Genomic DNA, 13,357 nt, shown 5'->3' with positions numbered 1-13,357 from the left:
ATTTTTCGTGATACACTTGCTTTTGCGGCAAATCGAATGTATGGGCAGCCGCATTCCACACGTAAGGCATGGGATGGTCCGGGAGAAATCCGGTCTGTTCCGCCCGGTGGCATTCTCGAAGAGGGTGCTGTTCGCCTTGCGGAGGTTCAACCGGAAAAGGATAACTAGGCATGGCATTGCCCGATTTCTCTATGCGCCAGCTTCTCGAAGCAGGTGTTCACTTCGGCCACCAGACTCACCGCTGGAACCCGAAGATGAAGCCGTACATCTTCGGCGACCGTAACAACATCCACATCATCGACCTGGCCCAGACCGTTCCGATGCTGTCGCGCGCCCTTCAGGTCGTGTCCGACACCGTCGCCCGCGGCGGCCGCGTTCTGTTCGTCGGCACCAAGCGCCAGGCGTCCGAACTGATCGCCGACTCGGCCAAGCGTTCGGCCCAGTACTACGTCAACTCCCGCTGGCTCGGCGGCATGATGACCAACTGGAAGACCATTTCGAACTCGATCCAGCGTCTGCGCAAGCTCGACGAGATCCTGAACTCGGAACAGTCCGGCTATTCCAAGAAGGAACGCCTGAACCTCGAGCGCGAACGCGAAAAGCTGGACAAGGCTCTCGGCGGTATCCGCGACATGGGCGGCACTCCGGACCTGATGTTCATCATCGACACCAACAAGGAAAAGATCGCCATCGACGAAGCCAAGCGCCTGGGCATTCCGGTCGTCGCCATCATCGATTCGAACTGCGATCCGGACCTCATCGACTACCCGATCCCGGGTAACGACGACGCCTCGCGTGCCATCGCTCTCTATACCGACCTGATCGCTCGCGCTGCCATCGACGGCATCGCGCGCCAGCAGGGCGCTTCGGGCCGTGACATCGGCGCCTCCGCCGAAGCTCCGATCGAGCCGGCGCTCGAAGGCGAAGCAGAAGCAGAAGCTTAAAGGCCGGATGGAGCGGCTTGGCCGCTCCTCCTTTCTGAAATTCGATCGAGGCCAGAGATACCGATCCCTGGCCTTGGTCGTTTCAAGGCGATCTGCCACCGCTCCGTCGTCGAGGCGATCGCTTGCGTGATGTCTTCATCACGCTGTCATACTTCCGGGTACATTCGTCCCAAAACTTTTGAGTCCGCCGACGTTTTTCCGGCGACACGCACTTGAACCGACAAGAGGCAAAACAATGGCTGAAATCACCGCTGCACTGGTAAAGGAACTGCGCGAAAAGTCCGGCGCAGGCATGATGGACTGCAAGAAGGCGCTGACCGAAACGAACGGCGACATCGAAGCGGCGATCGACTGGCTGCGCGCCAAGGGCATCTCCAAGGCCGACAAGAAGTCTGGCCGCACCGCAGCCGAAGGCCTGATCGGCATTGCCAGCGCCGGCCACAGGGCCGTCGTCGTCGAGCTCAACTCGGAAACCGACTTCGTTGCCCGCAACGATGCGTTCCAGGACCTCGTCCGCGGCATCGCCAGCGTTGCGCTCACGACCGACGGTTCCGTCGAAGCGATCTCGGCTGCCACCTATCCGGCTTCCGGCAAGCCGGTTGCCGACACCATCAAGGACGCGATCGCCACGATCGGCGAGAACATGACCCTGCGTCGCTCCGCCCTGCTTCAGGTCGAGCACGGCGTCGTCGCGACCTATGTCCATAACGCTGCCGGCGACGGCATCGGCAAGCTCGGCGTTCTGGTCGCCCTGAAGTCGGTCGGCGACAAGGAAGTCCTGTCCTCGATCGGACGCCAGGTCGCCATGCACATCGCTGCCACCAACCCGCTCGCCATCCGCGCCGAAGAAGTCGACGCGACTGTGGCCGAGCGCGAACGCAACGTCTTCATCGAGCAGTCGCGCGCTTCCGGCAAGCCGGACGCGATCATCGAAAAGATGGTCGATGGCCGCATGCGCAAGTTCTTCGAAGAAGTTGCCCTTCTGTCGCAGGCCTTCGTCGTCAACCCGGACGTGACCGTCGGTCAGGCCGTCAAGGATGCTGAAAAGCTGGCAGGCGCTGCGATCGAAGTCACCGGCATGGCCCGTCTGCTGCTCGGCGAAGGCGTCGAAAAGGAAGAAACGGATTTTGCCGCTGAAGTCGCAGCGGTCGCCAAAGGCTGATATTCGTTAGCTAAAGCTGTCGAAAGCGTAAGGGCACCGGTGACAAGCCGGTGCCCTTCGTGTATCCGCAACCCGTTTGACCCTGCCCGTATTTTGATTTCAAGGAGCCTCCATGTCGCCTCAGCCCCTCTACAAGCGTGTCTTGCTCAAGGCCTCCGGTGAAGCTCTGATGGGCGGCCAGGGTTTCGGCATTGATGTTGCGGTTGCCGATCGAGTCGCCTCCGATATCGCCGAGGCGCGCGCCATGGGCGTCGATGTCGGTGTCGTCGTTGGCGGCGGCAATATCTTTCGCGGCGTTGCGGTCGCGTCCAAGGGTGGCGACCGGGTGACCGGCGACCACATGGGCATGCTCGGCACGGTGATCAACGCACTGGCGCTCGCCACCTCGCTGCGCAAACTGAATGTCGACACCGTGGTCCTGTCAGCGATCTCGATGCCGGAGATCTGCGAGAGCTTCTCCCAGCGCCAGGCGGTGCACCACATGGCGCAGGGCAGGGTGGTGATCTTCGCCGGCGGCACCGGCAATCCTTTCTTCACGACCGATTCGGCGGCTGCGCTGCGCGCGGCGGAAATCGGTGCGGAAGCGATCTTCAAGGGCACCCAGGTGGACGGCATTTATTCCGCAGACCCCAAGAAGGACCCGACGGCAACCCGGTTCGAGACGCTGACGCATGGCGAAGTGCTCGAAAAGGGTCTGGCGGTGATGGATGTGGCGGCAGTGGCACTTGCCCGCGAAAACTCCATCCCGATCATCGTTTTTTCGATCCATGAGAAGGGCGGCTTCGCCCAAATCTTGACCGGCGGCGGCCGCAAGACCATCGTAGCGGACAATTAAGGCGCGGCATCGCGGGCCGCCCAGACAACATACGGGAGTAGACGGATGAGTGGAATCGACCTCAACGACATCAAGCGCCGCATGGAAGGCGCGATCAACGCGTTCAAAAGCGATATCGCGTCGCTGCGCACCGGCCGCGCCTCGGCCAACATTCTCGATCCGGTGATGGTCGAAGCCTATGGTTCGCGCGTGCCGCTCAACCAGGTGGCCAACATCACCGTGCCGGAAGCGCGCATGCTCGGCGTGTCCATCTGGGACAAGTCGATGGTCGGCGCCGTCGATCGGGCAATCCGCGAATCAAACCTCGGCCTCAACCCGATCGTCGATGGCCAGAACCTGCGCATTCCGCTCCCCGAGCTCAACGAGGAGCGCCGCAAGTCGCTGGTCAAGGTTGCGCATGATTATGCGGAAAAGGCCAAGGTCGCTGTTCGTCACGTCCGCCGCGATGGCATGGACGGCCTGAAAAAGGCCGAAAAGGACGGCGACATCGGTCAGGACGAGAGCCGTTCGCAGTCGGAAAAAGTACAGAAGATGACGGACGATACGATTTCCGAGGTCGACCGCTTGCTTGGCGACAAGGAAAAGGAAATCATGCAGGTCTAATTTAGGCCTGGTTTGCCGCCATATTCCCGGCGGCCAAAGGAGCCGCATAAAATATGGTGAACCCCGAGCTTGCAATCATCCCTCAACACGTTGCCATTATCATGGATGGCAACGGACGCTGGGCCAACAAGCGCGGGCTTCCTCGGACGGTCGGACATAGCAAGGGCGTCGAAGCGGTTCGCGAAACGGTGCGGGCTGCCGGCGATGCGGGCGTCAAATATCTGACGCTCTTTGCGTTTTCTTCGGAGAACTGGAGCCGGCCTGAAACCGAAGTGAGGGACCTGCTCGGTCTTCTCCGGCGCTTCATCCGCCAGGATCTGGCCGAATTGCACCGCGAGAACGTCCGCATCCGGGTGATCGGCGAGCGCGAGAAGCTGCGCAGCGACATCCTTCCGCTTCTTCTCGAAGCAGAAGAAACGACAAGGTTCAATACGGCACTCACCCTGATCATCGCCTTCAACTACGGAGCCCGAGACGAGATCGCCCGTGCCGTCGCCAACCTCGCCAAAGACGTCGAGGCGGGCATCCTCAAGGCATCCGAGATCGACCCGGACAAGATCAGCGCAAAGCTGGATACCGCCGGCATTCCCGATCCGGACCTGATCATCCGGACCAGCGGCGAAGAGCGGCTTTCGAACTTCCTGCTCTGGCAGGCGGCCTATTCCGAATTTATCTTCCTGCCGGACTATTGGCCGGATTTCGATCGGAAACTCTTCTTCGACGCCTTGAAGATCTATGCCTCCCGCGACCGGCGCTTCGGCGGGCTGTCGAACAAAACGATAGCGGTGGGCGGTTGATGAGCGCTGAACTGAGGCGCCGCATCGCATCTGCATTGGTTCTTGCGGTCGTGGTCCTGACGGCCACCTGGTATGGCGGCTTGCCGTTCCGCGCCGTGACAGCCGCGATGGCGGTTCTGATCTATTACGAATGGTCGACGATTACTCGGCTCGCCGAGCGCGATTTCCGGGCCAATGCCTTTGGCTGGGCCACCATTCTTCTGATCGCCATCGACCTTGTGGCGGACGGAGGTGAGCTCTCGGTGCCCATCCTCGGCGGCGCGATGATCACGGCCATTCTTCTCGTGCTGTTGCGCAAGGGCAGCTGGTGGCTGCCGGGCGGCATCTTTTACGCAGGCTTGAGCGGTATCTCGCTGGCAGCGATCCGTGCCGAGGACCAGGCAGGGTTCGTCGCGACCCTCTTCATTTTCGCGGTCGTCTGGGCGACCGATATCCTCGCCTATTTCGTCGGCCGCGCCCTGAAGGGCCCAAAACTTGCGCCGCGGATTTCACCCGGCAAGACATGGTCGGGCGCAATCGGCGGCACTGTGTCAGGTGTGATCGCAAGCTCGGCTTTGACGCTCGGCGTCTTTTCGCGGCTGTCTGCCTGGACGGTGGCGGTCGCGTTCCTGCTCTCGGTGGCGAGCCAGGTGGGGGATCTGTTCGAATCCTTCATCAAGCGCCGGTTTGGCGTGAAGGATTCCAGCCATCTCATTCCGGGGCATGGTGGCGTCATGGATCGCGTCGACGGCCTCGTTTTCGCCTGTTTCGCGGCGTTCCTGCTAACGCTTGTTTATACGGCCACGACGGGCCATCTTGATATATCGGTTGCGGGCTTCCTCTTCGGGTTTTGAGGTCTGGGCGGCCGGTACAATGTTGAAACGGAAACTTTGATGGCCATCCTCAGCTTCTTAACCGGCTACATCATCCCCTTCGTGCTGGTCCTGTCCCTGCTCGTCTTCGTGCATGAGATGGGCCACTATCTCGTCGGGCGCTGGTGTGGCATCCGGGTAACCGCCTTCTCGGTCGGCTTCGGCCCGGAACTTGTCGGCTTCACCGATAGTCACGGTACCCGCTGGAAGATCTCGGCGATCCCGCTTGGCGGCTACGTCAAATTCTTCGGCGACGAAGATGCGGCCAGCATGCCGGATGCGAGCGGTCTTGCGGGCATGAGCGAGGAAGACAAGGCCCAGACGCTTGCCGGGGCCAAGCTTTGGAAAAGGGCCGCGACCGTCGCGGCCGGCCCGATCGCCAATTTCATTCTGGCAATCGCGATCTTTGCCGTCCTCTTCAGCGTCTATGGCAAGGTCGTCGCCGACCCTGTGGTCGCAGAAGTCCAGCCGGACAGCGCCGCGCTTGCCGCCGGTGTGCAGCCCGGCGATCGGCTGGTGGCGCTCGACGGCTCGCGCATCCGGACTTTCGACGACGTGCGGCGTTATGTCAGCATCCGGCCCGAGACGCCGATCATCGTGACGGTCGAGCGTAACGGACAGGATCTCGATCTGCCGATGGTGCCGAAGCGCTCCGAGGTCACCGACCAGTTCGGCAACAAGGTGGAACTCGGCCTGATCGGCATCGTCACCAACGAACAGCGCGGCAATTTCCGCGTCGAGACGTTCACGCCGCTGCAGGCCATTGCCGAAGGCGTCACCGAGACCGGCCATATTGTCACCGGCACCTTCCGTTATATCGGCAATCTGGTGACCGGCCGGATGAAGGCCGACCAGCTCGGCGGACCGGTCAGGGTCGCTCAGGCGTCCGGCCAGATGGCGACGCTCGGCTTTGCGGCCGTGGTCCAGCTGGCAGCTGTTCTTTCCGTCTCGATCGGGCTTTTGAACCTCATGCCTGTGCCAGTTCTGGACGGCGGCCATCTCGTCTTCTACGCCATCGAGGCGGTTCGTGGCCGGCCGCTGGGCACGGGCGCGCAGGAGATCGCCTTCCGCATCGGGCTTGCGATGGTTTTGAGCCTCATGGTATTCGCGACCTTCAACGACATCAGCAATCTGATCGGCTGATGTCCTTCAAATCGTAAAAGAAACTGTTTATTCACCATGTTTTCAACAGTTGCGTGGCCATTGGGTCACGCAAGGGAAGTAAGTAAACAGAAATTAACGCGATACCTTGCTTGTAGGTCAAAAGAAGGTAAAACGACACACGTGGCCGGAGTCGGGCACCACCCGCCGAGGGACAACGGGAAAAGGTAAGAATTGAAATGAAGGCTGGTTCAAAGTTTTTGAACGCAGTGTCGGCGTTTGCGCTGTCTGCTAGTGTTGTTGCATCGGGCGCAGGTGTACTGGTACTTGCTTCCGCACCTTCTGCCGAGGCGGCGGTTATCCGGAGCGTTCAGGTCCGCGGCGCACAGCGCGCTGGCGAAGAGGCCGTCCGCTCCAATCTGACCATCCGCCCGGGTGTCAGTTTCTCCAACAACGACATCGATGAATCGGTCCGCAAACTCTATTCGACCGGCTATTTCTCGGATGTCAAAATCAGCGTTTCCGGCAGCACGCTCGTCGTGTCGGTGAGCGAGAACCAGCTCATCAACCAGGTCGTGTTCAACGGTAACCGCAAGATCACCGATGACAAGCTTCAGGCTGTGGTTCAGTCCCAGCCGCTTGGTCCGTACAATCAGGCATTGGTTGACGCGGATATTCAGCGTCTGCGCGAAGCCTATCGGGCGATCGGCCGCAGCGACGTTCAGATCACCACCCAGACCGCCGCAGTCGGCGAGGGGCGCGTGAACCTTGCCTTCGTTGTGAACGAAGGCGACCGCACCAAGATCGCCGACATCAATTTCGTCGGCAACCAGGCTTATGGCGATAGTCGTCTGAAGTCGGTGATCGTCACCAAGGAATCCGGCCCGCTGTCCTTCCTGACCCGCAAGGACGTCTACAGCGAGGACAAGCTGCGCGCCGACGAGGAAGCGCTCCGCCAGTTCTATTATAACCACGGTTATCCTGACTTCCGCGTCATCTCGTCGGAAGCGGTGCTCGATGAATCGGGCAACAAATACAATATCAGCTTCACGGTCGAGGAAGGCCAGCGTTACCAGTATGGCAACGTTTCGGTCGAATCCACGGTCCAGGGGATCAGTGGCCAGGACCTCGAAGGCCTGGTTCAGACCCGCGCCGGCAACGTCTACGACGCCCGCGAAATCCAGAAGACGATGGAAGCGATCTCCAAGCGCGTCGCTGCGGCCGGTTACCCGTTCGCCCGCGTCACGCCGCGCGGCGACCGCAATATGGAAAGTCACACGATCGGTGTTTCCTATCTCGTCGACCAGGGCGAACGCGCCTATGTCGAGCGTATCGAGATCCGTGGCAACACCCGCACGCGTGACTACGTCATCCGCCGCGAATTCGATTTCAGCGAAGGCGACGCCTTCAACCAAGAAATGATCTCGCGCGCCAAGCGTCGCCTTGAAGCGCTCGGCTACTTCACCTCGGTCAACATCTCGACCTCGCAGGGCACCTCGCCTGACCGCGTCGTCATCGTTGTCGACGTCGAAGACCAGCCGACCGGTTCGTTCGGTATCGGCGCCGGTTACTCGGCGGGCGGCGACGGCTTCATTCTCGAAGCCTCGATCGAGGAAAAGAACTTCCTTGGCCGTGGCCAGTTCATCCGTGTCGCAGTCGGCGGTGGTCTCGACGAAGCGCGCAGCTACAACCTTTCGTTCACCGAGCCCTACTTCCTCGGTTACCGTCTGGCGGCTGGTTTCGACCTCTTCAAGAGCTCGACCTCTTCGAACAGCTATTACGATTATGAAGAACAGGGTGTCACCCTGCGCGTGACGGCGCCGATCACCGAAGATCTGGCAACCACGTTCCGCTACACCTACAAGGAAATCCAGTACGAAAACGACGGGGCATTTGGTAGTGACGGTCTTCCCGGCACCGCTGACGATAACCTTTCGTCGCCCTATATTTCGATGATCGACAACGGCAAGTTCGTCCAGTCGTCGGTTTCGCAGACGCTGACCTACAACACGCTCGACAGCCAGACGCTGCCGCGCGAAGGTCTGTATGCGACGATTACGCATGAATATGCCGGTCTCGGCGGCGACTCCGACTTCTACAAGATTTCCGGTCGCGCCCGCTATTTCCAGCTGCTGTCGACCGAAGCTGACCTGATCGGCTCCATCGCAGTCGGCGCCGGCCATGTGGTTTCGACCGGCGACAACCTGCATGTCTTCGATCAGTTCACGATCGGCGGTCGTCAGATCCGCGGCTTCGAGAACGACGGTATCGGTCCGCGCACCGTCGATCACGGCGACGCGCTCGGCGGCACGACCTACTTCACGGCTTCCGCCGAAATGTCGATGCCGATGCCGGCCGTTCCGGAAGACTTCGGTCTGCGTGCCGCCGTCTTCGCCGATGCCGGTACTCTTTACGGGAACGATGTTCCGCTCGGTACCAGCACCGCGCAGGGCACCAGCATGAACTGGCGTGCTTCGGTCGGTGCGGGTATCATGTGGGCGTCGCCGTTCGGTAACATCCGCTTCGACTACGCGCATCCCGTCATGAAGGAAGACTTCGACGAAACCCAGGAATTCCGGTTCAGCATGGCGAACCAGTTCTGATCATTTCCGCTCGCGTTGGCGGGCGGAAATCTGTTCCGGAGCTTTGGCTTTATGGACCACAATGAATTTTTTCCGCCCCATGATGGCGTGAGCCTGCGCGAGTTGGCCGCCCTTCTTGGGGCAGAACTGCTTGATGGCAGCGCCGGCGACCAGTTGATCCGTTCCGTGTCGCCTGTCGCGCGGGCGGTCGATGGGCAGATCTGCTACATCCTGTCCCGGAAAAGCCGCCACGAGCTGGAAACCTGCAAGGCTTCCGCGATTATTTGCGATGCGGCACTCCGCTCGATCGTTCCGGCTCATATTCCGATCCTGCTGACCAAGACGCCGCACACCGCGTTTGCGCAGGCGGGTGCGATCCTGCATCCGATCGCGATGCGACCCTCGCCGATCACCTCGTCTGCGCCGGGCATTTCGCCGGCCGCCTTCGTCGATCCGACCGCCAAGCTCGAACCCGGCGTCGAAATTGAGCCCATGGCCGTGATCGGTGCCCGGGCGGAAATCGGTACCGGCACGCGCATCGGCGCCGGAAGCGTCATCGGCGCTGACGTCAAGATCGGCCGGGATTGCACGATCGCCGCGGGAGCGAGCGTGGTTGCAGCTCTCATCGGCAATGGCGTGATCATTCACAATGGTGTTCGCATCGGCCAGGATGGCTTCGGCTTTGCGCCAGGCCCGAGAGGCATGCTGAAGATTGTCCAGATCGGTCGGGTCATCATCCAGGACAATGTCGAGATCGGCGCCAACACGACGGTCGATCGCGGCGCCATGGACGATACGGTCATCGGCGAAGGCACCAAGATCGACAATCAGGTTCAGATCGCCCATAACGTGCGCATCGGTCGTCATTGCGGCATTGCGAGCGGTGCCGGTATTGCCGGTTCGACGCGGATCGGTGACGGTGTCTTGATCGGCGGTGCATCCGGTATTAATGGACACATCTCGATTGGGGACGGCGTCCAGATCGCCGCAATGAGCGGCGTGGTGGCGGATATCCCGGCCGGCGCCCGTTATGGCGGTATTCCGGCCCGCCCGATGCCGGATTTCCTTCGCGACATCGCGGAAATCATGATGCGTTCGGATGAGCGGGCGAAACGCAGAGGAGAGAAGAAGAATGACTGATGAGACCAAGCCGGTGCTCGGCGCGGCCGATATTCAGGAAATCATGAAGCTGCTGCCGCACCGCTATCCTTTTCTCCTGGTCGACAAGATCGTCGAGATCGATGGCGACAATTCCGCGATCGGCATCAAGAACGTCACCGCCAACGAGCCGCATTTCACCGGGCATTTCCCGGAGCGGCCGATCATGCCGGGCGTGCTTCTGGTCGAAGGCATGGCGCAGACCGCCGGCGCCATCTGCGCCAGGAAGGAAGGCGAGGGCGGCAATCTCGTCTACTTCATGACCATCGACAATGCCCGCTTCCGCAAGCCGGTCGTGCCGGGCGATCGGGTCGAATTCCACGTCACCAAGCAGAAACAGCGCGGCAATATCTGGAAATTCCATTGTGACGCGAAGGTGGACGGCGTACTTGTTGCCGAAGCCGATATCGGCGCGATGATCCGGCGCAAGGACGAAGAATGAGCAGCATTGCAGCCAGCGCGCGCATCCACCCGTTAGCTTTGGTCGAGGACGGCGCCGTCATCGGCGAAAATGTCGTTGTCGGTGCGTTTTCGCATGTCGGCCCGCGCGTCGTGCTGAAGGATGGCGTCGAGCTGATGTCGCATGCAGTTGTGTCCGGACGGACGGAGATCGGCCGCAACTGCCGGATTTTCCCGATGGCGGTGATCGGAGGGGTTTCGCAGAGCCTTCATGAGGCAGGCGAAGATTCGACGCTGACGGTCGGCGACAATTGCACCATGCGCGAAGGCGTGACGATGAACTGCGGCACGGTGGGCGGGGGCGGCAAGACGGTCGTCGGCAACAACTGCCTGTTCCTCGCCAATTCGCACGTCGCGCATGACTGTCAGCTCGGTAGCGACATCATCATGTCGAACAATGTCATGCTCGCCGGCCATGTCCACGTGGCGGACCGGGCGATCCTTGGCGGCGGTTGCGCCGTGCATCAGTTCACCCGCATCGGCCGCCAGGCCTTTATCGGCGGGCTTTCGGCTGTCAATTACGACGTCATCCCCTATGGCATGCTGAACGGCAATCCGGGCGTGCTGGGCGGCCTGAATGTGGTCGGCATGACCCGCGCCGGCATCGAACGGGCGACCATCCATACCGTCCGTCGCGCTTTCAAGCAGATCTTCGAGGGCGAGAGCAATATCCGCGCCAATGCAGCGGCGATCCGTGACGACTATGCCGATTGCAAGGAAGCGATGGAGATCCTTGATTTCATCGCGGCCGACAGCGACCGTGCCATTTCCTCGACCTACCGCGGCAAGGGCTGATCTTACATGGCCGGCCTCCCGAGCCTTGCGCCGAAGGGCCGGCTGGCGATCATCGCCGGGAAGGGGTTTCTGCCCCTCTATGTGGCGAAGGCTGCGAAGGAGGCGGGTGAAGCGCCTCTAATCCTCGCGCTTTCAAATGAATCCGACCACAGTTTTGAAGGTTTCGAAGCGATTTCCGTCGGCGTCGGGGACCTTTCGGCGATCGAGCGCCTGTTTCGCGAGAAGGGCATCACCCGCGTCATCCTGTCGGGCGGCGTGGCGCGCAGGCCTGATTGGCGCGATATCCATCCGACCTTCCGCACCTTCTTGAAAGTTCCCTCGGTGGTGCGGACGCTGCTGTCCGGCGGTGACGATTCGGTGCTGCAGATGGTCATCAAGCTCATCGAGGCGATGGGCTGTGAGGTTCTGGGCGCCCACGACATCGTGCCCGGCCTGCTTGCCAAGACCGGACCGCTCGGCGCCAACGCACCGTCGGACGATGATCGCCGCGATATCGACCGGGCTTCCGAGGCCGCCAAACGCCTCGGCGAACTCGATATCGGCCAGGGTGCCGTTTGCGTCGGCGGGCGTGTCGTGGCGCTGGAAGGCGTCGAGGGCACTGACCGCATGCTCGAACGGGTGGCGGCATTGCGCGCCGAAGGTCGCATTTCGGCCCGCCGCAAGGGCGTGCTCGTCAAGCTCTGCAAACCGCAGCAGGACATGCGCGCCGACCTGCCGACGATCGGCCCATCGACCGTCGAGAATGTCATCAAGGCCGGTCTCGCCGGCATCGCGGTTGAGGCTGGACGCGCACTGGTGCTGGAAGAAGCGAAGATGATTGCCGCAGCCGACGCTGCCGGCATTTTTGTCTGCGGCATCGATCCCGGCCTGCCGCAGGGAGGATTGTGATGGTCAGGACCTTGAAGGTCGGCGTCATCGCCGGCGAAGTATCCGGCGATCTTCTCGGTGGTGATCTGATCGCGGCCCTGAAGGCGGCTCATGACGGCGCGGTCGAGCTCGTCGGCGTCGGCGGTGATGCGCTGGAGGCGCAGGGCCTCACCTCGCTCTTCGACTTCTCAGAACTCTCGATCATGGGGCTGACCCAGGTGATCGCCCGCCTGCCGAACCTGATCAGGCGGATCAACCAGACGGCGGCCGCCATCGTCGCGGCAAGGCCGGACGTGCTGATCATCATCGACAGCCCCGATTTCACCCATCGCGTTGCCAAGAAGGTGCGCGCCGCGCTGCCTGACCTGCCGATCGTCAATTACGTCTGCCCCAGCGTCTGGGCGTGGAAGGAATATCGCGCCAAGGCGATGCTTCCCTATGTCGATCATGTTTTGGCCGTGCTGCCCTTCGAGCCCGCGGCCATGAATCGGCTCGGCGGGCCGGAAACCACCTTCGTCGGCCATCGGCTGACGGCCGATCCGTCGCTCCTCAAGGTCCGCGAAATCCGGGCCGGGCGCCCGGTGAAGGCCCCGGGTGAGGAAAAGACGATCATGCTTCTGCCGGGTTCGCGCTCGGCGGAGATCAAGGCGCTGCTGCCGATCTTCGGCGAGGCGGCCCGCGAGTTTATTGCCCGCAACGGACCGACCCGCTTCCTGCTGCCCACGGTTTCCCGCCAGGAAAAGCTGGTGCGGGAGATCATCGCCGGTTTCGAGGTTAAGCCCGAGATTACCGCCAACACGGATGGCAAATGGGCGGCATTCGCCGAAGCGGATGCCGCACTTGCGGCCTCCGGCACGGTGATCCTCGAACTCGGTCTTGCCGGGATTCCGGTGGTCTCGGCCTATAAGACCGACTGGCTGATCACCATGCTCGCCAAGCGCATCAAGACTTGGTCCGGCGCGCTGCCAAACCTGATCGCCGATTACGCGGTCGTGCCGGAATACGTCAACGATGTAGTGCGTGCGGCGAGCCTCTGCCGCTGGGCCGAGCGGCTTTCCGCCGATACGATGCAAAGGCGCGCCATGCTGGAGGGCTTCGACCTCACCTGGGAGCGGCTGCAGGTGCCTGTGCCACCCGGAGAAGCCGCCGCGGGCGTCGTGCTCCAGGTATTGGACAATAAAAAACCCGGTCATCTCTGACCGG

Annotated in this window: 13 protein-coding genes; all 13 read left to right on the top strand. The window is 61.6% G+C overall.

Annotated features, from left to right (window positions below; genetic code table 11):
* The first annotated feature begins 170 nt into the window (after positions 1-170).
* The 13 genes from rpsB to lpxB all read left to right on the top strand — a co-directional run bounded on the left by rpsB (position 171) and on the right by lpxB (position 13,353).
* A complete protein-coding gene (rpsB, locus tag PMI07_RS28935) occupies positions 171-944 on the top strand; it encodes a 30S ribosomal protein S2 (protein WP_007758342.1) in 774 nt (257 codons plus the stop codon).
* Between the two features lie 235 nt (positions 945-1,179).
* Positions 1,180-2,106 (top strand): translation elongation factor Ts, encoded by a 927-nt coding sequence (gene tsf, locus PMI07_RS28930; RefSeq protein WP_007758347.1) that lies wholly within the window; start codon positions 1,180-1,182, stop codon positions 2,104-2,106.
* A gap of 112 nt (positions 2,107-2,218) precedes the next feature.
* Positions 2,219-2,941: a UMP kinase gene (gene pyrH, locus PMI07_RS28925; RefSeq protein ID WP_007758349.1), complete on the top strand. Its 723-nt coding sequence runs from the start codon at positions 2,219-2,221 to the stop codon at positions 2,939-2,941.
* Positions 2,942-2,986: 45 nt separating this feature from the next.
* Positions 2,987-3,544, top strand: a complete 558-nt coding sequence (gene frr / locus PMI07_RS28920) for a ribosome recycling factor (protein WP_007758351.1) — start codon at positions 2,987-2,989, stop codon at positions 3,542-3,544.
* A gap of 53 nt (positions 3,545-3,597) precedes the next feature.
* On the top strand, positions 3,598-4,341 hold the full coding sequence (locus PMI07_RS28915) for an isoprenyl transferase (RefSeq protein ID WP_007758353.1): 744 nt from the start codon (positions 3,598-3,600) through the stop codon (positions 4,339-4,341).
* Positions 4,341-5,174: a phosphatidate cytidylyltransferase gene (locus PMI07_RS28910; RefSeq protein ID WP_007758354.1), complete on the top strand. Its 834-nt coding sequence runs from the start codon at positions 4,341-4,343 to the stop codon at positions 5,172-5,174. The genes PMI07_RS28915 and PMI07_RS28910 overlap by 1 nt, the downstream gene beginning before the upstream one ends.
* A 39-nt stretch (positions 5,175-5,213) precedes the next feature.
* Positions 5,214-6,335 (top strand): RIP metalloprotease RseP, encoded by a 1,122-nt coding sequence (gene rseP, locus PMI07_RS28905; RefSeq protein ID WP_007758357.1) that lies wholly within the window; start codon positions 5,214-5,216, stop codon positions 6,333-6,335.
* Between the two features lie 197 nt (positions 6,336-6,532).
* Positions 6,533-8,896 carry an outer membrane protein assembly factor BamA gene (gene bamA / locus PMI07_RS28900; protein ID WP_007758358.1) on the top strand — a complete coding sequence of 788 codons (2,364 nt, stop codon included), beginning with the start codon at positions 6,533-6,535 and terminating at the stop codon, positions 8,894-8,896.
* Between the two features lie 51 nt (positions 8,897-8,947).
* On the top strand, positions 8,948-10,015 hold the full coding sequence (gene lpxD, locus PMI07_RS28895) for a UDP-3-O-(3-hydroxymyristoyl)glucosamine N-acyltransferase (RefSeq protein WP_007758359.1): 1,068 nt from the start codon (positions 8,948-8,950) through the stop codon (positions 10,013-10,015).
* Positions 10,008-10,475, top strand: coding sequence for a 3-hydroxyacyl-ACP dehydratase FabZ (fabZ, locus tag PMI07_RS28890; protein WP_007758360.1), 468 nt, complete (start codon positions 10,008-10,010; stop codon positions 10,473-10,475). Before lpxD ends, fabZ begins: the two co-directional genes overlap by 8 nt.
* Entirely contained in the window at positions 10,472-11,287 is an 816-nt protein-coding gene (gene lpxA, locus PMI07_RS28885; protein ID WP_007758361.1) for an acyl-ACP--UDP-N-acetylglucosamine O-acyltransferase, read from the top strand. The genes fabZ and lpxA overlap by 4 nt, the downstream gene beginning before the upstream one ends.
* Positions 11,288-11,293: 6 nt before the next feature.
* Positions 11,294-12,175 (top strand): UDP-2,3-diacylglucosamine diphosphatase LpxI, encoded by an 882-nt coding sequence (gene lpxI / locus PMI07_RS28880; protein ID WP_007758362.1) that lies wholly within the window; start codon positions 11,294-11,296, stop codon positions 12,173-12,175.
* Complete coding sequence (lpxB, locus tag PMI07_RS28875; protein WP_024164261.1) at positions 12,175-13,353, top strand: lipid-A-disaccharide synthase; 1,179 nt, start codon at positions 12,175-12,177, stop codon at positions 13,351-13,353. Before lpxI ends, lpxB begins: the two co-directional genes overlap by 1 nt.
* Positions 13,354-13,357: the final 4 nt, after the last annotated feature.

The sequence above is a fragment of the Rhizobium sp. CF080 genome, from assembly GCF_000282095.2.
In the GTDB taxonomy this organism is placed as follows: Bacteria; Pseudomonadota; Alphaproteobacteria; order Rhizobiales; family Rhizobiaceae; genus Neorhizobium.
Note: the sequence above shows the minus strand (reverse complement) of the source record. Positions and strands in the feature narration are given on the sequence as shown.

Bases quoted from the DNA above. Each gene is read 5' to 3' on its own strand.
- lpxI (WP_007758362.1), top strand. From the start codon at position 11,294: ATGGCCGGCCTCCCGAGCCTTGCGCCGAAGGGCCGGCTGGCGATCATC.
- rpsB (WP_007758342.1), top strand. From the start codon at position 171: ATGGCATTGCCCGATTTCTCTATGCGCCAGCTTCTCGAAGCAGGTGTT.
- rseP (WP_007758357.1), top strand. From the start codon at position 5,214: ATGGCCATCCTCAGCTTCTTAACCGGCTACATCATCCCCTTCGTGCTG.
- fabZ (WP_007758360.1), top strand. From the start codon at position 10,008: ATGACTGATGAGACCAAGCCGGTGCTCGGCGCGGCCGATATTCAGGAA.
- frr (WP_007758351.1), top strand. From the start codon at position 2,987: ATGAGTGGAATCGACCTCAACGACATCAAGCGCCGCATGGAAGGCGCG.
- lpxB (WP_024164261.1), top strand. From the start codon at position 12,175: ATGGTCAGGACCTTGAAGGTCGGCGTCATCGCCGGCGAAGTATCCGGC.
- tsf (WP_007758347.1), top strand. From the start codon at position 1,180: ATGGCTGAAATCACCGCTGCACTGGTAAAGGAACTGCGCGAAAAGTCC.
- pyrH (WP_007758349.1), top strand. From the start codon at position 2,219: ATGTCGCCTCAGCCCCTCTACAAGCGTGTCTTGCTCAAGGCCTCCGGT.
- lpxA (WP_007758361.1), top strand. From the start codon at position 10,472: ATGAGCAGCATTGCAGCCAGCGCGCGCATCCACCCGTTAGCTTTGGTC.
- PMI07_RS28910 (WP_007758354.1), top strand. From the start codon at position 4,341: ATGAGCGCTGAACTGAGGCGCCGCATCGCATCTGCATTGGTTCTTGCG.
- bamA (WP_007758358.1), top strand. From the start codon at position 6,533: ATGAAGGCTGGTTCAAAGTTTTTGAACGCAGTGTCGGCGTTTGCGCTG.
- lpxD (WP_007758359.1), top strand. From the start codon at position 8,948: ATGGACCACAATGAATTTTTTCCGCCCCATGATGGCGTGAGCCTGCGC.
- PMI07_RS28915 (WP_007758353.1), top strand. From the start codon at position 3,598: ATGGTGAACCCCGAGCTTGCAATCATCCCTCAACACGTTGCCATTATC.